Annotated in this window: 22 protein-coding genes; 14 read left to right on the forward strand and 8 right to left on the reverse strand. The window is 73.4% G+C overall.

What is annotated here, in order from left to right; genetic code table 11:
* Window positions 1-277: 277 nt before the first annotated feature.
* Entirely contained in the window at window positions 278-1,033 is a 756-nt protein-coding gene (locus ACWDVG_RS10390) for a hypothetical protein (RefSeq protein ID WP_451698214.1), read from the forward strand.
* Window positions 1,034-1,092: 59 nt separating this feature from the next.
* On the forward strand, window positions 1,093-1,434 hold the full coding sequence (locus ACWDVG_RS10395) for a rhodanese-like domain-containing protein (protein ID WP_451698216.1): 342 nt from the start codon (window positions 1,093-1,095) through the stop codon (window positions 1,432-1,434).
* Between the two features lie 74 nt (window positions 1,435-1,508).
* Here the strand turns inward: ACWDVG_RS10395 and ACWDVG_RS10400 are convergent, their stop codons facing one another.
* The 5 genes from ACWDVG_RS10400 to paaA are packed head-to-tail and all read right to left on the reverse strand — an operon-like array spanning window position 1,509 to window position 5,126.
* Complete coding sequence (locus tag ACWDVG_RS10400) at window positions 1,509-2,597, reverse strand: 2Fe-2S iron-sulfur cluster-binding protein (RefSeq protein ID WP_451698098.1); 1,089 nt, start codon at window positions 2,595-2,597, stop codon at window positions 1,509-1,511.
* Window positions 2,598-3,095 (reverse strand): 1,2-phenylacetyl-CoA epoxidase subunit PaaD, encoded by a 498-nt coding sequence (gene paaD / locus ACWDVG_RS10405; protein ID WP_451698100.1) that lies wholly within the window; start codon window positions 3,093-3,095, stop codon window positions 2,598-2,600.
* A complete protein-coding gene (gene paaC / locus ACWDVG_RS10410) occupies window positions 3,089-3,847 on the reverse strand; it encodes a 1,2-phenylacetyl-CoA epoxidase subunit PaaC (protein WP_451698109.1) in 759 nt (252 codons plus the stop codon). Before paaC ends, paaD begins: the two co-directional genes overlap by 7 nt.
* Complete coding sequence (gene paaB, locus ACWDVG_RS10415; protein ID WP_451698111.1) at window positions 3,844-4,131, reverse strand: 1,2-phenylacetyl-CoA epoxidase subunit PaaB; 288 nt, start codon at window positions 4,129-4,131, stop codon at window positions 3,844-3,846. Before paaB ends, paaC begins: the two co-directional genes overlap by 4 nt.
* Entirely contained in the window at window positions 4,128-5,126 is a 999-nt protein-coding gene (paaA, locus tag ACWDVG_RS10420) for a 1,2-phenylacetyl-CoA epoxidase subunit PaaA (protein ID WP_451698113.1), read from the reverse strand. Before paaA ends, paaB begins: the two co-directional genes overlap by 4 nt.
* A gap of 139 nt (window positions 5,127-5,265) precedes the next feature.
* On the opposite strand from paaA, the gene ACWDVG_RS10425 reads away from it, so the two are divergent.
* The 3 genes from ACWDVG_RS10425 to ACWDVG_RS10435 are packed head-to-tail and all read left to right on the forward strand — an operon-like array spanning window position 5,266 to window position 7,981.
* Window positions 5,266-5,988 (forward strand): DUF5819 family protein, encoded by a 723-nt coding sequence (locus tag ACWDVG_RS10425; RefSeq protein ID WP_451698114.1) that lies wholly within the window; start codon window positions 5,266-5,268, stop codon window positions 5,986-5,988.
* On the forward strand, window positions 5,985-7,277 hold the full coding sequence (locus ACWDVG_RS10430; protein WP_451698115.1) for an HTTM domain-containing protein: 1,293 nt from the start codon (window positions 5,985-5,987) through the stop codon (window positions 7,275-7,277). Before ACWDVG_RS10425 ends, ACWDVG_RS10430 begins: the two co-directional genes overlap by 4 nt.
* Window positions 7,274-7,981, forward strand: coding sequence for a TrmH family RNA methyltransferase (locus ACWDVG_RS10435; RefSeq protein ID WP_451698116.1), 708 nt, complete (start codon window positions 7,274-7,276; stop codon window positions 7,979-7,981). The genes ACWDVG_RS10430 and ACWDVG_RS10435 overlap by 4 nt, the downstream gene beginning before the upstream one ends.
* Window positions 7,982-8,040: 59 nt before the next feature.
* Here ACWDVG_RS10435 and paaN read toward each other — a convergent pair whose 3' ends face one another.
* Window positions 8,041-9,738, reverse strand: coding sequence for a phenylacetic acid degradation protein PaaN (gene paaN, locus ACWDVG_RS10440; RefSeq protein WP_451698118.1), 1,698 nt, complete (start codon window positions 9,736-9,738; stop codon window positions 8,041-8,043).
* A gap of 124 nt (window positions 9,739-9,862) precedes the next feature.
* Here paaN and ACWDVG_RS10445 point away from each other — a divergent pair, with 124 nt between their 5' ends.
* Window positions 9,863-11,431, forward strand: a complete 1,569-nt coding sequence (locus ACWDVG_RS10445) for a 3-hydroxyacyl-CoA dehydrogenase (RefSeq protein ID WP_451698120.1) — start codon at window positions 9,863-9,865, stop codon at window positions 11,429-11,431.
* Window positions 11,431-12,024: a TetR/AcrR family transcriptional regulator gene (locus ACWDVG_RS10450; protein ID WP_451698122.1), complete on the forward strand. Its 594-nt coding sequence runs from the start codon at window positions 11,431-11,433 to the stop codon at window positions 12,022-12,024. Before ACWDVG_RS10445 ends, ACWDVG_RS10450 begins: the two co-directional genes overlap by 1 nt.
* Window positions 12,025-12,179: 155 nt before the next feature.
* On the opposite strand, the gene ACWDVG_RS10455 is transcribed toward ACWDVG_RS10450, so the two are convergent.
* The gene (locus ACWDVG_RS10455; protein ID WP_451698124.1) at window positions 12,180-12,758 is read right to left on the reverse strand and encodes an Lrp/AsnC family transcriptional regulator; all 579 of its coding nucleotides are present in this window, start codon (window positions 12,756-12,758) and stop codon (window positions 12,180-12,182) included.
* A gap of 177 nt (window positions 12,759-12,935) precedes the next feature.
* Between ACWDVG_RS10455 and pdhA the strand changes: the two genes are divergently transcribed.
* From pdhA to ACWDVG_RS10490, 7 genes are all read left to right on the forward strand, one after another.
* Entirely contained in the window at window positions 12,936-14,096 is a 1,161-nt protein-coding gene (gene pdhA / locus ACWDVG_RS10460) for a pyruvate dehydrogenase (acetyl-transferring) E1 component subunit alpha (RefSeq protein ID WP_451698126.1), read from the forward strand.
* Window positions 14,096-15,136 (forward strand): alpha-ketoacid dehydrogenase subunit beta, encoded by a 1,041-nt coding sequence (locus ACWDVG_RS10465; RefSeq protein WP_451698128.1) that lies wholly within the window; start codon window positions 14,096-14,098, stop codon window positions 15,134-15,136. Before pdhA ends, ACWDVG_RS10465 begins: the two co-directional genes overlap by 1 nt.
* On the forward strand, window positions 15,136-16,524 hold the full coding sequence (locus tag ACWDVG_RS10470) for a dihydrolipoamide acetyltransferase family protein (RefSeq protein ID WP_451698130.1): 1,389 nt from the start codon (window positions 15,136-15,138) through the stop codon (window positions 16,522-16,524). The genes ACWDVG_RS10465 and ACWDVG_RS10470 overlap by 1 nt, the downstream gene beginning before the upstream one ends.
* Window positions 16,525-16,803: 279 nt before the next feature.
* Window positions 16,804-17,667: an NTP transferase domain-containing protein gene (locus ACWDVG_RS10475; protein ID WP_451698132.1), complete on the forward strand. Its 864-nt coding sequence runs from the start codon at window positions 16,804-16,806 to the stop codon at window positions 17,665-17,667.
* Complete coding sequence (locus ACWDVG_RS10480; protein ID WP_451698134.1) at window positions 17,664-19,082, forward strand: molybdopterin molybdotransferase MoeA; 1,419 nt, start codon at window positions 17,664-17,666, stop codon at window positions 19,080-19,082. Before ACWDVG_RS10475 ends, ACWDVG_RS10480 begins: the two co-directional genes overlap by 4 nt.
* Window positions 19,083-19,102: 20 nt before the next feature.
* Complete coding sequence (locus ACWDVG_RS10485; protein ID WP_451698218.1) at window positions 19,103-20,164, forward strand: potassium channel family protein; 1,062 nt, start codon at window positions 19,103-19,105, stop codon at window positions 20,162-20,164.
* Window positions 20,165-20,203: 39 nt separating this feature from the next.
* On the forward strand, window positions 20,204-21,193 hold the full coding sequence (locus tag ACWDVG_RS10490; protein WP_451698136.1) for an NAD(P)H-quinone oxidoreductase: 990 nt from the start codon (window positions 20,204-20,206) through the stop codon (window positions 21,191-21,193).
* An 88-nt stretch (window positions 21,194-21,281) separates the two neighbouring features.
* Here the strand turns inward: ACWDVG_RS10490 and ACWDVG_RS10495 are convergent, their stop codons facing one another.
* Window positions 21,282-21,827, reverse strand: coding sequence for a bacterial proteasome activator family protein (locus tag ACWDVG_RS10495; RefSeq protein ID WP_451698137.1), 546 nt, complete (start codon window positions 21,825-21,827; stop codon window positions 21,282-21,284).
* Window positions 21,828-21,847 lie beyond the last annotated feature (20 nt).

Here is a 21,847-nt window from a genome sequence, read left to right on the forward strand (position 1 = left end):
CCCGGGATCGTAGGCTGGAGGGGTGACGAGCCGGAGCGAGGACGTGGACGTGGACCAGGGCGACGCGGGCACGGGCCCAGGGGGTGCGCCGCGTGCCGACCAGCCTGAGGTTGAGGCTCGTGCTGACCAGCCTGAGGTGGAGCCCCGCGCCGAGCGGCCTGAGGTAGAGCCTCGTGCTGACCAGCCTGAGACTGAGGCCCGTACGGACCAGCCTGAGGGCGAGGCCCGTGCTGAGCGGCCCGAGGGCGAGGCCCGTGCTGAGCGGCCCGAGGCGCGCCTGGAGAGGGCCGTACGGGTGGCGGAGCAGGCGTTGATCGAGTTCGAGATCGCCGTCGAGACCTTCCGCGTCGAGGTGGACAACTTCTCCCGGCTGCACCACCAGAAGCTCGGGCCCATGTACGCGCGGCTCGACGAGCTCGACGCGCAGATCGCGGAGGCCCGTGCCGTGCGCAGCGGCGACCCGGAGGACCGGCGGCGGGCCGAGGAGGCGCGGGCCGCGGTCATGCCGATGCCCGGCGTCGAGGAACTCTTCAACGACTGGCTCGACTCCGACGGCCTCTCCCCCGAAGCCTCCGCCATGCTCACCGACCGCCCCGTGCAGCCGCCCAGGCGGGTCCGGCCCAGCGAAGAGGCCCGCCGGCTCTACCGCGAACTGGCCCGCAAGGCCCACCCCGACCTGGCCCGCGAAGAGGACGAGCGCAAGCGGCGCGAGGAGTTCATCACCCGTGTGAACGCCGCGTACGGCCGCGGCGACGAGGCGCTGCTGCGGGAGCTCTCCGCCGAGTGGGAGGCCGGACCGGTGCCCGCCGAGGAGCGGCTCAGCGAGAGCGAGGAGCTGTACGCGCGCCTCGAATGGCTCGCCCAGCGCAAGGACCTGCTTTCGGCCCTCGCCCGCGAACTGGAGGAGAGCGCCATCGGTGCCATGCTGCGGATGGCGCCCGACGACCCCGACCGGCTCCTGGAGGAGATCGCGGAGCAGCTGCTCGCCCAGGTGTCCGAGCGCGAGGCCGAACTGGCCGCTCTGGTGCAGTAGGTTTTCACGGTTCGATCGGTACGAGCAGGATGAGCAGGACGAGAGAGAAGGCCAGCCCCATGAACTTCACCCCGCTGCCGTCGGTGGACGCGGCCTCCGTGCCGGCTGACGGTCTGGTGCTCGACGTGCGCGAGGACGACGAGTGGGCGGCCGGCCGTGTCGAGGGCGCCCTGCACGTGCCGATGAGCGACTTCGTCGCGCGGTTCGGCGAGGTCACCGAGGCCGTCGCCGAACGTGGCCGTGCCTATGTGATGTGCCGGGTCGGCGGCCGGTCGGCGCAGGTCACCCAGTACCTGGTGCAGCAGGGCTTCGACGCGGTGAACGTCGAGGGCGGCATGCTGGCCTGGGAAGGTGCCGGTCGACCGGTGGTCTCCGACAACGGTCCCGGGTTCGTGGCCTAGTCACCAGGCAGTGACAGCGGGCCCTCGGCGAGCAGTTCGCCGAGGGCCTTTTCGTGTGCGGCGGCGCCGTCGTGTCAGCGGTCGAAGTCCAGCTCCACGTCAGCGGTGGCCGGGTGGGACTGGCAGGCCAGGACGTAGCCGGCTTCGGTCTCCTCCGGTTCGAGGGCGAAGTTGCGGTCCATCCGCACCTCTCCCTCGACGAGGAAGGCGCGGCAGGTGCCGCACACTCCGCCCTTGCAGGCGTACGGGGCGTCGGCGCGGGCGCGCAGCACGGTGTCGAGGAGCGTCTCGCCCTGTTCCACGGGCCAGGTGCCGGACCGTCCGTGGAGGGTGGCGGTCAGCGTCGCGTGGGCGGGGGTGTCGGCGGGCGCCGCGGGGGCGGGGGCGGAGCCGTCGTCGACGTGGAAGATCTCCTGGTGGATCCGGCCGCGATCCACACCGAGTCCGCGCAGTGCCCGCTCGGCGCCCTGGACGAGGCCGAAGGGGCCGCAGAGGAACCAGCCGTCGATGGAGCCGACGGGGAGCAGGGAGGGCAGGAGTGCGGTGAGGCGTTCCTCGTCGAGGCGTCCCGAGGGGAGTCCGGACTGCTGTTCCTCGCGCGAGAGGACGGTGACCAGCTGGAAGCGGTCGGGGTAGCGGTCCTTCAGGTCGGCGACCTCGTCCAGGAACATGGTCGAGGAGGCGGTGCGGTCGCTGCGGATGAGGCAGAACCTGGCCTCGGGCTCGCGGGCGAGCAGGGTGGCGGCCATGGAGAGGACCGGGGTGATGCCGCTGCCGCCGACGACGGCCGCGAAGTGGCCGGGGCGCGGGGAGAGCACGAAGCGGCCCATGGGCTCCATGACCTCGACGACGTCGCCGACGGCCAGTTCCTTGAGCGCGTACGTGGAGAACTCGCCGCCGTCGACGAGCCGGATGCCGACGCGCAGGACGGGGGGTTCGCCGGCCGGGGAGGCGGGGGCGCAGATCGAGTAGGTGCGGCGGACCTCTTCGCCGTGCTGGCCGGTGCGGCGCAGGGCGAGGTGCTGGCCGGGGAGGTGCCGGTAGGTCTCGTGGAGTTCCGGCGGGACCGCGAAGGTGACGGCCACGGAGTCGTCGGTGAGCTGCTCGACCTCGCTCACCCGGAGCGGCTGGAACCCGGCTCGTCCGGAGCCTGAGGACAGCATCTACAACTCCTTGAAGTGGTCGAACGGTTCGCTGCAGGCGGTGCAGCGGCGGAGCGCCTTGCAGGCGGTGGACGAGAAGCGGCTGAGGAGCTCGGTCTCGGTGGAGCCGCAGTGGGGGCAGCGGATCGCCAGGGTGAGTGGCACGGGGCCGCCGGTGGGGCCCTGGGGCCGGGGCGGGGCGATGCCGAACTCGGTGAGCTTGCGCCGGCCTTCCTCGCTGATGTCGTCGGTGGACCAGGCGGGTGCGAGGACGGTGACGACGGAGACGTCGGGGACGCCGTGGCCGTGGAGGGCCTGCTCGATGTCGGAGGACATCGCCTCGATGGCGGGGCAGCCGGTGTAGGTGGGGGTGAGGGAGACCTCGACGCGGCCGGGGCCGAGGACGCGGACGCCGCGCAGGACGCCGAGCTCCTCCAGGGTGATGACGGGCAGCTCGGGGTCGGGAACGGCGCCGGCGATGCGGCTGAGTTCCTCCTCCAGGGGGGTGGTGGTCACCATGTCGCCCCCGGGTGGCTGCGGTGCAGGTGCTGCATCTCGGCGAGCATCCGGCCGAAGGACTCGGTGTGGAGGCCCTGGCGGCCGGCTCCGGCGCTCCAGGCGCCGGTGCGCGGTCCGGAGGGGACGGTGAGGGTGGCCTTCTCCAGGACGGCGGTGATCGAGTCCAGCCAGACGCGCTCCATGTCGGCGGTGTTCACGTCGAGGCCGTCGACGGGCTGGAACAGTTCGCCGGTGTAGCGCCAGAGGGCGTCGCAGGCGCGCTGCATCCGCTCGTGGCTCTCGGGGGTGCCGTCGCCGAGGCGCAGGGTCCAGTGCTCGGCGTGGTCCTGGTGGTAGGTGACCTCCTTGACGGCCTTCGCCGCGAGGCCGGCCAGGGGGCCGTCGCCGGTGGCCAGCTGTCCGTACAGCAGCCGCTGGTAGGTGGAGAAGTACAGCTGGCGGGCGATGGTGTGGGCGAAGTCGCCGTTGGGCTGTTCGACCAGCTGGACGTTCCGGAAGGAGCGCTCCTCGCGGAGGTAGGCGAGTTCGTCCTCGTCGCCGGCGAGGGAGAGCAGGACGCGGGCCTGGCCGAGGAGGTCGAGTGCGATGTTGGCGAGGGCGACCTCCTCTTCGAGGACGGGGGCGTTGCCGGCCCACTCGCCGAGGCGCTGGGAGAGGACGAGGGCGTCGTCGCCGAGGGCGAGGGCCGCGGCGGTGACCGTGCTCGTGTCGGTGACGGTGCTCGCGTCGGTGTCGTTGGCGGTGCCGGTCACAGGTGCTTCACCCCCTCCGGGATCTCGTAGAACGTGGGGTGGCGGTAGGGCTTGTCGGCCGCCGGCTCGAAGAAGGGGTCCTTCTCGTCGGGCGAGGAGGCGGTGATCGCGGCGGAGGGGACGACCCAGAGGGACACGCCTTCGCTGCGGCGGGTGTACAGGTCGCGGGCGTTGCGCAGGGCCATCTCCGCGTCGGGGGCGTGGAGGCTTCCCGCGTGGGTGTGGGACAGTCCGCGGCGGGAGCGCACGAACACCTCCCACAGCGGCCAACCGTCGCTCGTCATGCCTGTGCCTCCCCGTGCTGTCCGGTGTGCTTCTCCGCGTAGGCCGCGGCGGCCTCTCTGACCCAGGCGCCGTCCTCGTGGGCCTGGCGGCGCTTGTTCAGCCGCTGCTCGTTGCAGGGGCCGTTGCCCTTCAGGACGTCCCAGAATTCCGTCCAGTCGATGGGGCCGAAGTCGTAGTGCCCGCGCTCCTCGTTCCACCGGATGTCGGGGTCGGGGAGGGTGAGGCCGAGGGCCTCGGCCTGCGGGACGGCGATGTCGACGAAGCGCTGGCGCAGTTCGTCGTTGGAGTGGCGCTTGATCTTCCAGGCCATCGCCTGCGCGGTGTGGGTCGACTCGTCGTCGGGCGGGCCGAACATCATCAGCGAGGGCCACCACCAGCGGTTCACGGCGTCCTGGGCCATGGCGTGCTGGGCCTCGGTGCCCCGGGAGAGGGCGAGGAGCGCTTCGTACCCCTGGCGCTGGTGGAACGACTCCTCCTTGCAGACCCGGACCATCGCGCGGGCGTACGGGCCGTAGGAGCAGCGGCAGAGGGGGACCTGGTTGGTGATCGCGGCGCCGTCCACGAGCCAGCCGATGGCGCCGACGTCGGCCCAGGTCAGCGTGGGGTAGTTGAAGATCGAGGAGTACTTCTGGCGGCCGGAGTGGAGCTTGTCGAGCAGCTCGTCCCGGCTGGTGCCGAGGGTTTCGGCCGCGCTGTACAGGTAGAGGCCGTGGCCGGCCTCGTCCTGCACCTTGGCCATGAGGATCGCCTTGCGGCGCAGTGAGGGCGCGCGGGTGATCCAGTTGGCCTCGGGCTGCATGCCGATGATCTCGGAGTGGGCGTGCTGGGCGATCTGGCGCACCAGGGAGGCGCGGTACGCCTCGGGCATCCAGTCGCGCGGCTCGATCCGCTCGTCGGCCGCGACGGCGGCGTCGAACACGGCCTCGTAGGCGGCGTCGGCCGCCTGTGAGGCCGCCTCCGCCGCGCCGGGTGCTTCCACGGGCGCTGCGGTCATTGCCGTCCCTGCCGTCCTTGCGGTCATCGGACCCCCTACCGACCGATCGTTCGGTTGAATGACTTCAATGGTGAGTCGGCGGCCCGTATGGTGTCAACCCTGTGGATAACCGGTGTGGGCCGATCGGGATCGGGGCGGGATGGACGCACACGTCGACGAGGACCGGGGCGGCGCCGGGATCATGGCGCTGTCGCTGCCGTACCAGGTCGTCGCCGCGGTCGCGCTCGCCGTGGTCGGGGTGCTGGCCTGTGTCCACCTGGCGATGGTCTTCCTGCACGTGGCGCCCTCGAACACGCTGACCAAGCGGCACGGCCAGGCCGTGGACGACTGGATCTATCCCGAGTTCGAACAGAACTGGAAGCTCTTCGCGCCCAACCCGCTCCAGCAGAACGTCTCCGTCGAGGTCCGCGCCGAGGTCACCACGGCCGCCGGCGAGCGCCGCACCACCGGCTGGATCGACCTCACCGCCCAGGACGCCGAGGCGATCCGCCACAACCCCTTCCCCAGCCACACGCAGCAGAACGAACTCCGCAGGGCCGTGGACTTCTACCTGAACTCGCACGCCGACGACGACACCCCCCGGGGGCCGCGCGGCGCGCTGTCCGAGGCGTACATCCGCCGGATCGCGGTCCTCCGCCTCGACGCCCTGGCCGCGCGCGGCGACGAGCGGTTCGACGGGGCCCTCCGGCGGGTCCAGCTCCGCTCGGTCGTCCGGCCGGTCGCGGCCCCGACGTGGAGCGACGAGAAGACCGACACCGCGCCCTCCTACCGGGACTTCCCGTGGTGGCGGGTGACCACCGCCGACCGGGCCGACGCGGTCGCAGGCGCCGACGCCCGCGTCCGGACGGAGGCGGCGCGATGAATCACGAGCCCCAGACGACTCCGGAGCCCCCAGCGCCCCTCCCGACGCGCGTGACCCGAGCGCCCCGAGCGCCCCGCGAGCCTTTCGACCGGCGGCTCGCCCGCGCGGTCCAGAACGTCACGGCGCGCCCCCTCGGCCCGTACCAGAGCGCGATCGTCCGCATCGGCTTCTCGCTGTCCTGGCTGGCCTTCCTGCTGCGCGAGCTGCCGCACCGGCACGAGCTGTACGGCCCCGACGGTCCCTGGTCCTTCGAGCTCGCCACCCGCCTCGTCGCCGACAACCGGGCCTTCACGGTGCTGCTGTGGTCGGACGGCCGGCTCTGGTTCGAGTTCGTCTACGGGACGGCCGTGCTCTCCGCCGTCCTGCTGCTGCTCGGCTGGCACACCCGTGCGGTCTCCGTGCTGTTCATGGTGGGGGTGCTCTCCCTCCTCAACAGGTCGGTCTTCGTCGGGGACGGCGGCGACAACGTCCTGCACCTCGCCGCCCTCTACCTGGTCTTCGTGCGCTGCGGCCGCGTGTGGTCCCTCGACGCCCGGCGGGCCGCCCGCGACGGTCGCGAGGCCGCGGCGGGACTGCCGCCGCGCCGGGACGTCGCCGGACCGCTGCTGTGGGCGGTCCTCGGCGGCTTCCTCATGGCCGTCACCTGGTTCGGCGGGACCACCGGCGAGTGGTGGCTGCCGGTGCTGCTGTGGGTGCTGTGGCTCGGGCACGGTCTGTGGTGGCTGGTGTGTCGCCGGGCCCCCGGCGAGCCGCGGGTCCTGCTGGACGTCCTGGCCAACCTCGCGCACAACGCCGCCCTGCTCGTGATCATGGCGGAGGTCTGTCTGATCTACGCCACCGCCGGCTGGTACAAGGTCCAGGGCTCGCGCTGGCAGGACGGCACCGCGCTCTACTACCCGCTCCACCTGGACTACTTCACGCCCTGGCCTGCGCTCTCCGAGCTGCTGGCCTCCGGCGGGATCATGGTGATGCTGCTGACCTACGGCACGGTGATCGTGCAGGTCGCCTTCCCCTTCACCCTCTTCCACCGCGGGGTCAAGAACGTCCTGCTGGTCGTGATGATGCTGGAGCACGCCGGTATCGCCGTGCTGCTCGGCCTTCCGGTCTTCTCGCTGGCGATGATCTCGGCCGACGCCGTCTTCCTGCCGACGGTCTTCCTGACGGCGCTCGGCGGGCGCGCCGCCCGGCTCCGGGACCGGCTCCTCCGCCGCCGCCCCGAGGAGGCGACCGGAACGCCCGGACAGCGCCGTGCGGACGAGGAGACCGACCCCCGTACCCTCGTCGGGTGAGCACCACCGAAGAACCCACCGAGCCCGTCGAGAGCGTCGGGTCCGAGCCGTCCGGCATCCCCGCCGAGCCCGTGCAGTACGACGAGGGGTACGGCCCCGAGGTCGGCGTCGGGCCGCATCCGCGGCCGTGGCCGGAGGGCGAGCGGTACGACCCCGAACTGCTCGCGGGCGGCGACCGGCGCAACGTGGTCGACGGCTACCGGTACTGGACGCGGGAGGCGATCGTCGCCGACCTGGACACCCGGCGCCACGACTTCCACGTGGCGGTGGAGAACTGGGGCCACGACTTCAACATCGGATCGGTGGTGCGGACCGCCAACGCCTTCCTCGCCAAGGAGATCCACATCGTGGGCCGACGGCGCTGGAACCGGCGGGGCGCCATGGTCACCGACCGCTACCAGCACATCCGGCACCACCCCGACACCGAGTCGCTGACCGCGTGGGCGGCGGCCGAGGGGCTGCCGATCATCGGCATCGACAACCTGCCGGGCGCGGTCCCCCTGGAGCGGACCGTGCTCCCGCGCCGCTGCGTGCTGCTCTTCGGGCAGGAGGGCCCCGGGCTCACCGAGGAGGCCCGCGCGCACGCGCGGATGGTCTGCTCGATCGCCCAGTTCGGCTCGACCCGGTCGATCAACGCCGGCGCCGCCGCCGCGATCGCCATGCACGCGTGGGTGCAGCGGTACGCGGAGATCGACGCCCCGTAGGCACGGGCAGCAGGCCCCGGGGAGCGTGGAGGCCCCGCAGGGCCCCCACGCGGGCGGGGTCAGGCCTGGCGGCGGACCTCCACCACCCGGAAGCGGTTGGCGACGAAGGCGCCGTCGCACAGGGCCGCGTTCGCGGCGGGGTTGCCGCCCGAGCCGTGGAAGTCGGAGAACGCGGCCGTCTGGTTGACGTACACCCCTCCGGTCAGGTTGAGGGAGAGCTGCGCGGACTCCTCCAGGCAGACCTCCTCGACGGCGCGCTCGGTCTCCTCCGAGGTCGTGTACGCGCCGACCGTCATCGCGCCCTTCTCGCGGACCGTGCGCCGCAGCAGCTCCAGGGCGTCGGCGGTGGAGTCCACCGAGACGGCGAAGGAGACCGGGCCGAAGCACTCGGAGAAGTACGCGGCCTCGGCGTCCGGCTTGGAGCCGTCCAGCTTCACGATGACCGGCGTGCGGACGACGGCCTCCGGGAAGTCCGGGTTGGCGACCTCACGGGAGGCGAGCGCCACCTCGCCGAGACCGGCGGCGGCTTCCAGGCGCGCCTTCACGTCCGGGTTGACCAGCGCGCCGAGCAGCGCGTTCGCCCGGGCGTCGTCGCCGAGCAGACCGCCGACCGCCGAGGCGAGGTCGGCGACGACCTCGTCGTACGACTTGGGGCCCTGGTCGGTGGTGATGCCGTCGCGCGGGATCAGCAGGTTCTGCGGGGTGGTGCACATCTGGCCGCTGTACAGGGACAGCGAGAAGGCCAGGTTGGAGAGCATCCCCTTGTAGTCGTCGGTGGAGTCGATCACGACCGTGTTGACGCCGGCCTTCTCGGTGTAGACCTGCGCCTGGCGGGCGTTCGCCTCCAGCCAGTCGCCGAACTCGGTCGAGCCGGTGTAGTCGACGATCCGGATCTCGGGCCGGACGGCCAGCGTCTTGGCGATGCCCTCGCCGGGCCGCTCCACGGCGAGCGCCACCAGGTTCGGGTCGAAGCCCGCCTCGGTGAGGACCTCGCGGGCCACCCGGACGGTGAGCGCGAGCGGCAGGACCGCGCGCGGGTGCGGCTTGACCAGGACCGGGTTGCCGGTGGCCAGGGAGGCGAACAGGCCCGGGTAGCCGTTCCACGTGGGGAAGGTGTTGCAGCCGATGACGAGGCCGATGCCCCGGCCGACCGGGGTGAACTCCTTGGTCAGCTCCAGCGGGTCGCGCTTGCCCTGCGGCTTGGACCAGGCGGCGCGGCCCGAGGGCGTGCGGGTCTGCTCCTCGTACGCGTAGGCCACGGCCTCCAGGCCGCGGTCCTGGGCGTGCGGGCCGCCGGCCTGGAACGCCATCATGAACGCCTGGCCGCTGGTGTGCATGACGGCGTGGGCGAACTCGTGCGTGCGGGCGGAGATCCGGGCGAGGATCTCCAGGCAGACCAGGGCGCGGGTCTCGGGCCCGGCGTCCCGCCAGGCGGCCGCTCCGGCGCGCATCGCGGGCAGCAGCACGTCGATGTCGGCGTGCGGGTACTCGATGCCGAGCGACGGGCCGTACGGCGAGGTCTCGCCGCCGGTCCAGCCGTCCGTGCCGGGCTGGTCGAGCTCGAAGCGGCCGTTCAGGACGGCCTGGTGCGCGGCGAGGCCGGCGGCGGCGTCGAGCGAGCCGTCCGCGCCGTACGCCTTGGGGTGCTCCGGGTACGGAGACCAGTAGGCGCGGGTGCGGATGGTGTCGAGGGCCCGATCGAGCGTGGACCGGTGCTTCTCGGCCAGACGGTCGGTGGTCAGCTGAGCGGTGGCCATGGATGGACCAACTCCTCGTCGAGCTGGGCAGGAAGACGCGTACGGAGTTAGAGTAACCGAACGATCGGTCGGGACAAGGGGGTCCGTCGATCCTGTGGAAAACCCATCGGGGAGGATCACTCCTATGAGCGCCGACACGAGCGCCGACGTGACCGTCAGGGGGAGCGACGACGTGACCGCAAGTGAGCCCGCCGTGGGACAGGACCGCACCGTCGCCGTGGTCGGCACCGGCACCATGGGCCAGGGCATCGCCCAGGTCGCCCTGGTCGCCGGCCACCCCGTCCGCCTCTACGACAGCGCCCCCGGCCGCGCCGCGGAGGCCGTCGCCGCGCTCACCGCGCGGCTCGGCCGGCTGGTCGAGAAGGGCCGCATGGACGCCGGCGAGCGCGACGCGGCAGTCGGCCGGCTGCACGCCGCCGAGGACCCCGCCGAGCTGGCCGACGCCGCGCTCGTCGTCGAGGCGATCGTCGAGAACCTCGCGGTCAAGCAGCAGCTCTTCGCCGACCTGGAGAAGATCGTCGGCGACGACGCCGTCCTCGCCACCAACACCTCCTCCCTCTCCGTCACCGCCATCGCGGGCGGACTGCGGCTGCCCGGCCGCTTCGTCGGACTCCACTTCTTCAACCCGGCGCCGCTGCTCCCCCTCGTCGAGGTCGTCAGCGGCTTCGCCACGGACCCGGACGTCGCCACGCGCGCGTACGGGACGATGAAGGCCTGGGGCAAGACGCCCGTGCGCTGCGCGGACACCCCCGGGTTCATCGTCAACCGCATCGCCCGCCCCTTCTACGCGGAGGCCCTGCGGGTCTACGAGGAGGGCGGGGCGGACCCGGCCACCATCGACGCCGCCCTGCGCGAGTGCGGCGGCTTCAGGATGGGCCCCTTCGAGCTGACCGACCTCATCGGTCAGGACGTCAACGAAGCCGTCACCCGCTCCGTGTGGGAGGCCTTCTACCAGGACCCGAAGTTCACGCCGTCGCTCGCGCAGCGCAGGCTCGTCGAGTCGGGCCGCCTCGGCCGCAAGTCGGGGCACGGCTGGTTCTCGTACGCGGAGGGGGCCGCCCGCCCCGAGCCGCACACCGCGCCGCCCGCGAAGGCGCCGGAGCGGATCACCGTCCGCGGCGATCTGGGACCCGCCCAGCCGCTGGTCGGACTCTTCGAGGCGGCCGGGATCACGGTCCGGCGCAAGAAGGGGCACGGCTTCGTCGAGCTGCCCGGCGGCGTGCAGCTCAGCCTCGCGGACGGCCAGACCTCGGTGGAGTACTACCGCGAGGACATCGTCTACTTCGACCTCTCCGTGGACTACGCGGCCGCGAGCCGGATCGTGCTCTCCGCGCGCGCGGGCGTGGATCCCGACGCGCTCGCCGAGGCCGTGGGTCTGTTCCAGGCGCTCGGCAAGAAGGTCTCCGTGATCGGCGACGTCCCCGGCATGATCGTCGCCCGGACGGTCGCGATGCTGGCCGATCTGGCCGTCGACGCCGTGGACCGCGGCGTCGCCACCGCCGAGGACGTCGACACGGCGATGCGGCTCGGCGTGAACTACCCCGCCGGACCCCTGGAGTGGGCCGCGAAGGTGGGGCACAGGCGGATCTGCGACCTGCTGCGCGAGTTGCACGAGCGCCACCCCGCCGGCCGGTACGCGCCGAGCGCGGGCCTGGTGCGCCGGGGGTACGCCGAGGCAGCGGAGGAGGCGTGATGACGACGGCCAGACGCGACACGTACACCCCCGAGACGCTGCTCTCGGTCGCCGTACGGGTCTTCAACGAGCGCGGGTACGACGGCACGTCGATGGAGCACCTGTCCAAGGCGGCCGGGATCTCCAAGTCCTCGATCTACCACCACGTGGCCGGCAAGGAGGAGCTGCTGCGGCGGGCGGTCAGCCGGGCGCTCGACGGGCTCTTCGCGGTCCTCGACGAGCCGGGGGCCGGGCGCGGCAGGGCCGTGGAGCGGGTCGAGTACGTGACGCGGCGGACGGTCGAGGTGCTGATCGCGGAGCTGCCGTACGTCACCCTGCTGCTGCGGGTCCGGGGCAACACGTCGACCGAGCGGTGGGCGATGGAGCGGCGCAGGGAGTTCGACCACAAGGTCGCCGAACTGCTCAAGGCCGCCGCCGCCGAGGGCGACCTGCGGGCCGACGTGGACATCCGGCTCGCGACCCGGCTCCTCTTCGGCATGATCAACTCGCTGGTGGAGTGGTACCGGCCGCAGCAGGACTCCGCGGCGGAGCGGGAGCAGCTGGCCGAGACCGTCGCCCATCTGGCCTTCGACGGGCTGCGGACGGCCCGCTGAGATCCTTCCCGGCCCGCTGAGCCCTTCCCGGCCCGGTTTCGGCTCTTTTCCTCGGCTCGCTGAGCCCTTCCCCGGCCCTTCTCGGCCCTCTTCGGCCGTTCCCGGCCCTCCTTTGCCGTAACGCCCCGGTGGTCGTCGAGGGCCGGGGCAGCGGCTCAGGGCGTCGGGTCCGTGTTCAGGTCGGTCTCCTCGAAGACCAGCAGGGTGCGGGTGGACAGCACCTCCGGCATGGACTGGAGCCGGGTCAGGACCAGCTCGCGCAGCGTCCTGTTGTCGGGCGTGTGGACGAGCAGCAGGACATCGAAATCACCGCTGACCAGGGCGATGTGCGCGGCGCCCGGCAGCTTTCTGAGCTGCTCGCGCACCGTGCGCCAGGAGTTCTGGACGATCTTGAGCGTGATGTAGGCGGAGGCGCCGTGGCCCGCCCGCTCGTGGTTGACCCGGGCGCTGAAGCCGTGGATCACGCCGTCGTCGATGAGGCGGTTGATGCGCGCGTACGCGTTGGCGCGGGAGACGTGCACCCGCTCGGCCACCGAGCGCACCGAGGCGCGGCCGTCCGTCTGGAGCAGCCGCAGAATGTCGCGGTCGATCGCGTCGAGCGGCCGGGCCGGGGCGGCGTGCGCCGGCGCGCCCCAGGGGGCGCTCAGGACGTCGACGCCCGTCTCCGCACCCACCTCGTCCTCCTCCCCGATCGGAGCCCCGCTCCGGTCGACGGCCATTTGTTCATCCGCCATGTCCCCCCGCCTCTCTCCGCTGGACGACCTGCTCCTATCCCAGGCTGTGGAGAACCGTTTGTCCACAGGCTGGTGGTGCCTGTAGCCAAAATGCCTCCACGACCGAACAATCGGTAGGTGAGGCGCGCCACACTCGCGCCACCCGCCTTCGGGTCTTATGCCCGCTCCCACGAGGAGGTGGACTCGTTGCAACAGCGCAGTTCGACAGTCCAAGAGCCGCCCGGTGCCCCCACCGCCTACCGGCCGACCCCGCCGCCGGCCTGGCAGCCGCGCACCGACCCCGCGCCGCTGCTGCCCGACGCCGAGCCGCTGCGCGTGCTCGGGACGGAAGCCGTGGCCGACGCCGACCCCGCGCTGCTGCGCCGGCTCTACGCGGAGCTGGTCCGCGGCCGCCGGTACAACGCCCAGGCGACGGCGCTGACGAAGCAGGGCCGGCTCGCCGTCTACCCGTCCACCACCGGCCAGGAGGCGTGCGAGGTCGCCGCCGCCCTCGCCCTGGAGGAGCGGGACTGGCTCTTCCCCTCGTACCGCGACACCCTCGCGGCCGTCGCCCGCGGCCTCGACCCCGTGCAGGCCCTGACGCTGCTGCGCGGCGACTGGCACACGGGGTACGACCCGCGTGAGTACCGCGTCGCGCCGCTCTCCACCCCGCTCGCCACGCAGCTGCCGCACGCGGTGGGCCTGGCCCACGCCGCCCGCCTCAAGGGCGACGACGTGGTCGCGCTCGCCATGGTCGGCGACGGCGGCACCAGCGAGGGCGACTTCCACGAGGCGCTGAACTTCGCCGCCGTCTGGCAGGCCCCCGTGGTCTTCCTCGTCCAGAACAACGGCTTCGCGATCTCCGTGCCGCTCGCCAAGCAGACCGCGGCCCCGTCGCTCGCCCACAAGGCCGTCGGGTACGGCATGCCGGGCCGCCTGGTCGACGGGAACGACGCGGTCGCCGTCCACCAGGTGCTGACGGAGGCGGTGGCACGCGCGCGGCGCGGCGGCGGGCCGACGCTCGTCGAGGCGATCACCTACCGGATCGACGCCCACACGAACGCCGACGACGCCACCCGCTACCGCGCGGACGGCGAGGTCGAGACCTGGCGGGCGCACGACCCGATCCAGCTGCTGGAACGGGAACTGACGGAGCGCGGCATCCTCGACGAGGAGGGCCGGCGCGCGGCGGCGGAGGCCGCCGAGACCATGGCGGCGGAGCTGCGCGAACGGATGAACGCCGACCCGGTGCTCGACCCGATGGACCTCTTCGCCCACGTGTACGCGGAGCAGACCGCGCAGCTGCGGGAACAGGCGGCGCAGCTGCGCGCCGAGCTCGATGCCGAGGGTGAGGCGTGATGACGACGGCGACGACGACCGGAGCCGCGGCGGCCGGGGGCGCGGCGAAGCCGAAGCCCGCGACGATGGCGCAGGCGCTCCAGCGCGCCATGCGGGACGCCATGGCCGAGGACCCGACCGTCCACGTGATGGGCGAGGACGTCGGCACGCTCGGCGGTGTCTTCCGGGTGACCGACGGGCTCGCCAAGGAGTTCGGCGAGGAACGCTGCACGGACACGCCGCTGGCCGAGGCGGGCATCCTCGGCACCGCCGTCGGCATGGCCATGTACGGGCTGCGGCCGGTCGTGGAGATGCAGTTCGACGCGTTCGCCTACCCGGCGTTCGAGCAGCTGATCTCGCACGTGGCGCGGATGCGGAACCGGACGCGCGGCGCGATGCCGATGCCGATCGTCATCCGCGTCCCGTACGGCGGCGGGATCGGCGGAGTCGAGCACCACAGCGACTCCTCCGAGGCGTACTACATGGCCACCCCCGGCCTGCACGTCGTCACCCCGGCGACGGTGGACGACGCCTACGGGCTGCTGCGGGCTGCCATCGCCTCCGACGACCCGGTGGTCTTCCTGGAGCCGAAGCGGCTCTACTGGTCGAAGTCCGACTGGTCGCCCGAGGCGCCCACGGCGGTGGAGCCGATCGGGAAGGCGGTCGTCCGCCGGCCCGGCACCAGCGCCACCCTCCTGACCTACGGCCCCTCCGTGCCGGTCTGTCTCGAGGCGGCGGAGGCCGCCACGGCCGAGGGCTGGGACCTGGAGGTCGTCGACCTCCGCTCGCTCGTGCCCTTCGACGACGAGACCGTCGCCGCCTCCGTGCGGCGCACCGGCCGCGCGGTCGTGGTCCACGAGTCGAACGGCTTCGGCGGCCCCGGCGGCGAGATCGCCGCCCGGGTCACCGAGCGCTGCTTCCACCACCTGGAGGCCCCGGTGCTGCGGGTCGCGGGCTTCGACATCCCGTACCCGCCGCCGATGCTGGAGCGGCACCACCTGCCCGGCGTGGACCGGATCCTGGACGCGGTCGCACGGCTGCAGTGGGAGGCGGACAACTGATGGCCCAGGTGCTCGAATTCAAGCTGCCCGACCTCGGCGAGGGGCTCACCGAGGCCGAGATCGTGCGCTGGCTCGTGGCCGTCGGCGACGTCGTCGCGATCGACCAGCCCGTCGTCGAGGTCGAGACGGCCAAGGCGATGGTCGAGGTGCCCTGCCCGTACGGCGGGGTCGTCACCGCGCGGTACGGCGAGGAGGGCACCGAACTCCCCGTCGGCGCCCCGCTCCTGACGGTCGCCGTGGGCGGCACGGGCGCGCCGGAGGAGCTCGCGCAGGCGGCGCCGGAAGCGGCCCCCACCGCGGGCGGGGCCGCCGCCGAGACCGCGGTCTCCTCGGAGTATTCGGGCAACGTGCTCGTCGGGTACGGGACGGCGGGACCCGCCGCCCGACGCCGACGGGTACGCCGTGAGAACCCGGCCGTCGCGCAACCCACGCCCGCTGCGACGGCCGTCCCCACCCCCACCCCCACCCCCGCGCCCGCGGTGGTGCACGACGGTCCCGTGCCGGTGATCTCCCCGCTCGTGCGCAAGCTCGCCCGCGACGGCGGGCTCGACCTGCGGAAGGTCCCGGGCTCGGGGCCGGAGGGGCTGATCCTGCGGGCGGACGTGGAGCGGGCCCTCGCGGAGCTGGGCCGTCCGGCCGCCGCCGCGGAGACCGCGCAGGCGCCCGCCCCGCAGGCCGCCGCCCCTGTGACCGCGGCCGCCGGCGAGCGGATTCCGCTGCGCGGGGTCCGGGGCGCCGTCGCGGACAAGCTGTCCCGGAGCCGGACGGAGATCCCGGACGCGACCTGCTGGGTCGACGCCGACGCGACCGAGCTGATGGCGGCGCGGGCGGCGATGAACGCGGCGGGCGGGCCGAAGATCTCGCTCCTCGCCCTCCTCGCCCGGATCTGCGTGCACGCCCTGTCCCGCTTCCCGGAGCTCAACTCCACGGTGGACACGGCGGCCCGCGAGATCGTGCGACTGCCTTCCGTGCACCTGGGCTTCGCGGCCCAGACCCCGCGCGGGCTCGTCGTCCCCGTGGTCAGGGACGCGGGCGGCCGCACGGCCGAGTCGCTGACCGAGGAGTTCGCGCGGCTCACCGAGGCGGCCCGGCAGGGGGCGATCACCCCGGCCGATCTGACCGGGGGCACGTTCACCCTCAACAACTACGGGGTGTTCGGCGTCGACGGCTCCACGCCGATCGTCAACCACCCCGAGGCGGCCATGCTGGGCGTCGGCCGGATCATCCCCAAGCCCTGGGTGCACCAGGGCGAGCTGGCTGTCCGTCAGGTCGTGCAGCTGTCGCTCACCTTCGACCACCGCGTCTGCGACGGCGGCACGGCGGGCGGCTTCCTGCGGTACGTCGCGGACTGCGTCGAGCAGCCGGCGGTGCTCCTCCGGACGGTCTGACCCGGCAGGACGACCGCGCGGACGGCCCCCGGGAAGGGCCGGTCCGCGCGGTCCCGCCGGTCCGGGGGGGCGCGCGGTCCCGCCGGTCCGTGGGACCCGGGCTCCCGCCGGTCCGTGCCGTTCGGGCTTCCCCCGGTCCGTGGGCCCGGGCTCCCGCCGTGCCGCGGGCTCGGGCTCCTGCCGGTCCGTGGGGGCTCGTCCGGGGTGGTCCCGTTCGGTCCGTCTCCGTGGGTGAGACGGGCCGGGCGGACGCCTACCGGCGCGGCCCATACTGCTGGGGTGACCACCGCATACGACACCGTCGTGCTCGCCGGCGGCTCCGCCCGGCGCCTCGGCGGGGCCGACAAACCCGGCGTACGGGTCGGGGGCCGGGCCCTCCTCGACCGGGTCCTCGCCGCCTGCCCCGAGGCGGAGCTGACCGTGGTCGTCGGCGACCCCCGCCCCACGCTCCGCCCCGTCCTGTGGACCAGGGAGGAGCCCCCCGGCGGGGGGCCGCTGGCGGCGCTCGGTGCCGGAACGCGCGAAACCGGGGCGGACGTGCTGGTCGTCCTCTCCGCCGACCTGCCCTTCCTAGGCGACGACACCGTCCCCCGCCTGCTGACCGCGCTCGCCACCGAGCCCGGAGCCGAGGCCGCGCTCCTCACCGACGCCGAGGGCCGGGACCAGCCGCTCGTCGCCGCCTACCGGGCCGGTCCACTGCGGTGGACACTCGACGAACTCGCCCGCACCCACGGTGATCTCGCCCACCTGCCCCTCCGGAACCTCACCCGCGGCCTGCGGCTCACCCGGGTCACCGCAGGCCCCCTCGCCTCCTTCGACTGCGACACCTGGGAGGACATCGCCACCGCCCGCGCCCGCATCAGGGAGCATGGGACCGTGCTGGACGAATGGATCACCGCAGTCAAGGACGAGCTGGGCATCGAGCTGGACGTCGACACCGGCGTGCTGCTCGACCTGGCCCGTGACGCCGCCCACGGAGTGGCGCGGCCCGCCGCGCCCCTGACGACCTTCCTGGTCGGCTACGCGGCGGCGCTCGCCGTCACCGAAGGGAGGGGCGGCGGACCCGAGGCCGTCGTCGAGGCCGCCCGCAAGGCGGCCGCCCTGGCGGAGCGCTGGGCCGCCGAGCCGAACGAGGCCGGATGACGCCCGAGGCACCCGCCCCGGCCCCGGAAGCCGCCACGGGCGCTCCCGGGGCCGCGCCGCGCCCGCACCACCGCGCCACCCCCTGGCCCGAGGCCCGTGACGCCGCCGCCCGAGCCGGGGCCGCTGTCCGCACCGGCCGGGTCCCGGTCGGGGTTCCGCTCGGCCGGGCGCTCGGCCGGACCCTCGCCGCACCGCTCCTCGCGCTCACCGACCTGCCCTCCTTCGACACCTCGGCCATGGACGGCTGGGCGGTCGCGGGCCCCGGTCCCTGGGCGGTACGGGAGGAGGGCGCCGTCCTCGCGGGACACGCGCCCGCCGCCGCCCTCGCCGACGGGGAGGCCGTCAGGATCGCCACCGGCGCCCGCGTCCCGCACGGGACGACCGCCGTGCTGCGTACCGAGCACTCCCGCACCGAGCACTCCGGCACCGAGCCGACGGCCCGGCCGAGCGCCGGAGCCGGCCCCGAAACGGCCGCCGCCCCGGCCGCAGGAGCCCCGACCACCGCCGCTCCGACCACCGCCGCTCCGGCCGGGCCCCCCGGCGGGCTCCTGCTGCACGCGTTGCGCGAGGTCGTCGACCGGCAGGACATCCGCCCCCGGGGCCAGGAGTGCCGTACCGGCGACGTCCTGCTGCCCGCGGGCACCGAGGTGACGCCCGCCGTCCTCGGCCTCGCCGCGGCCGCCGGATACGACGAACTCGCCGTACGGCCCCGCCCCCGGGTCGAGGTCCTCGTCCTCGGCGACGAACTGCTCACCGCGGGCCTGCCCCACGAGGGCCTCATCCGCGACGCGCTCGGCCCCATGCTCGGCCCATGGCTGGAGGCGCTCGGCGCCGAAGTCCTCGCCACCCGACGCGTCGGCGACGACGCCGAAGCGCTCCACGCGGCGGTCACCGGCTCCGCCGCCGACCTCGTCGTCACCACCGGGGGCACCGCCGCAGGCCCGGTGGACCACGTCCACCGGGTCCTCGGCACGGCGGGCGCCACCCTCCTCGTCGACGGGGTCAAGGTCCGCCCCGGCCACCCCATGCTCCTCGCCGACCTCGGCGACGGCCGCCACCTCGTGGGGCTGCCCGGGAATCCGCTCGCCGCCGTCTCCGGGCTCCTCACCCTCGGGGCGCCCCTGCTCGCCGCGCTCGCCGGAGGCGCCGCCCCGGCCTCGTACCGCGCACCCGTGCACGACGAGGTGCACGGGCACCCGTACGACACCCGGCTGGTTCCGGTCGTCCACCGGGGCGGCGCGGCGGTGCCGCTGCACTACAACGGACCGGCCATGCTGCGCGGCATCGCCACCGCCGACGGCCTCGCCGTCGTACCGCCTGGCGGCGCGCAGGCCGGGCAGGAGCTGGACATCCTCGATCTTCCGTGGCCGACGGCGGCGGGGGCCGCCGCGGCACAAGGAGCGTGTTTCACGTGAAACTTCCCAGTCGTGACGTCATGGCCCGCCAAGCCGACGAGAAACTCGCCGTCTCGCGGATCCAGCTGCCGCGTCGGGTCGTCGAGAAGCCGCTGCGCCAGGTCACCAAGCGCCTGCTCATGGCGCTCGCCGTCCTCGCCCTCACGGTGCTCATCGTGTACGTCGACCGCGACGGCTACCACGACAACGCCAACGAGACCGTCGACCTCCTCGACTGCGTCTACTACGCCACCGTGACGCTCTCCACCACCGGATACGGCGACATCGTCCCGTACAGCGACTCGGCGAGGCTCGTCAACATCCTGCTGGTCACGCCCCTGCGCGTGCTGTTCCTGATCATCCTGGTCGGCACCACTCTCGAGGTCCTCACCGAACGGACCCGGGAGGAGTGGCGGCTGAACCGCTGGAGGTCCACCTTGCGCGACCACACTGTCATCGTCGGCTTCGGGACGAAGGGGCGGTCCGCGATCCAGACGCTCTGCGCCACCGGTCTGCGCAAGGACCAGATCGTCATCGTCGACCCCTCCAACAAGGTCATCGAGGCCGCGAACGCCGACGGGTTCGTCGGCGTCATCGGCGACGCGACCCGCAGTGACGTCCTGATCCGCGCCGAGGTGCAGAAGGCCCGCCAGATCGTCATCGCCACCCAGCGCGACGACACCGCCGTCCTGGTCACGCTGACGGCCCGGCAGCTCAACCGGGGCGCGAAGATCGTCGCCGCCGTCCGGGAGGAGGAGAACGCGCCCCTGCTCCGCCAGTCCGGCGCGGACGCCGTCATCACCAGCGCCAGCGCCGCCGGCCGTCTCCTGGGCCTCTCCGTGCTGAGCCCCAGCGCCGGCACCGTCATGGAGGACCTGATCCAGCAGGGTTCCGGCCTCGACCTCGTCGAGCGGCCGGTGACCAAGGCCGAGGTCGGCAAGGGCGTCCGGGAGACCGAGGACCTGGTGATCACCGTCCTGCGCGGCCACCGGCTCCTCGGCTACGACGACCCGGCGGCCAGCCCGCTCCAGGCCCTGGACCGGGTGATCACCATCGTCCGCGCCGCGTCGGTTACACCGCTCACCACGCCTCCGGAGGACTGAGACACCTCCCGGCCAACTGCCGGGAGTAGCCTCGCCGCCATGCATGCGATCACGATTCCGGAACCCGGCGGCCCCGAGGCCCTCGTCTGGGCCGAGGTGCCCGATCCCGTGCCCGGCGAGGGCGAGGTCCTCGTCGAGGTGGTGGCCAGCGCCGTCAACCGCGCCGATCTGCTCCAGCGGCAGGGCTTCTACGACCCGCCGCCGGGCAGCTCCCCCTACCCCGGCCTGGAGTGCGCGGGGCGGATCACCGCGCTCGGGCCGGGCGTCTCCGGCTGGTCGGTCGGCGACGAGGTGTGCGCGCTGCTCGTGGGCGGCGGCTACGCGCAGCGGGTCGTCGTCCCCGTCGGCCAGCTCCTGCCGGTCCCGGAGGGCGTCGACCTGGCCACCGCCGCCGCGCTCCCCGAGGTCGCCTGCACGGTCTGGTCCAACGTCTTCATGATCGCCCATCTGCGGCCGGGCGAGACGCTGCTCGTGCACGGCGGGGCGAGCGGCATCGGCACGATGGCGATCCAGCTGGCCAAGGCGATCGGCGCCCGGGTCGCGGTGACGGCCGGGGGCCCCGAGAAGCTGGCCCGCTGTGCCGAGCTGGGTGCCGACATCCTCATCGACTACCGCGAGCAGGACTTCGTCGAGGAGCTGGCCAAGGCGACGGACGGGGCGGGCGCGGACGTCATCCTCGACATCGTCGGCGCGAAGTACCTGGAGCGGAACGTGAAGGCGCTGGCCGTCAACGGCCGGCTCGTGATCATCGGGCTCCAGGGCGGGGTGAAGGGCGAGCTCAACCTGGGCGCCCTGCTCGCCAAGCGGGCCGCCGTCATGGCGACTACCCTGCGCTCCCGGCCGCTGCACGAGAAGGCGGCGATCGTCGCCGCCGTACGGGAACACGTCTGGCCGCTGATCGGGGCCGGGACGGTCCGGCCGGTCGTCGACCGCACGGTGCCGATGCCGGAGGCGGCCGAGGCCCACCGGGCCCTCGAATCGGGCAGCCACGTCGGCAAGGTCCTGCTCCTCGCGCCCGGACGGGACTGACCCCACCCGGTACACCACGAGGCCCGGTACGCCAAGGGGCCCGGCCGCACCCGCAGGTGCGTCCGGGCCCCGTCCCTACCGTCGGCGTCTAGAGGTACGGGCCCGAGCGGATCGCGTGTCCGCTGCCGTGGTCGTCGTCATCGTCGTGCGAACCGCCGGGCGGCAACGCTCGGCGCATCTGCTCCAGTTGGGCGCGCGCCGCCATCTGCTGGGCGAACAGCGCGGTCTGGATGCCGTGGAAGAGGCCTTCCAGCCAGCCGACCAACTGGGCCTGGGCGATCCGCAGTTCCGCCTCGGACGGAATGGCCTCGTCGGTGAACGGGAGCGAGAGGCGCTCCAGTTCCTCGACGAGCTCCGGTGCGAGACCGTCCTCCAGCTCCTTCACCGAGCTGGCATGGATGTCCTTGAGCCTGACGCGGCTGGCCTCGTCGAGAGGGGCCGCCCGAACTTCCTCCAGAAGCTGCTTGATCATGCTGCCGATGCGCATGACCTTCGCAGGCTGCTCGACCATTTCCGTCACAGGGACCTCGCGGGATTCGTCGTCACCCTGGGTGCCGCCGAGTGCCATTCCGTCCTGTCCCACGACGAGGACCTGGGGGCTCTCCGGCGACCTGTCATTCCTCGGCATCTCCATGCCGCCATTCTCTCGCACAC

The sequence above is a fragment of the Streptomyces sp. NPDC003327 genome (assembly GCF_053589515.1).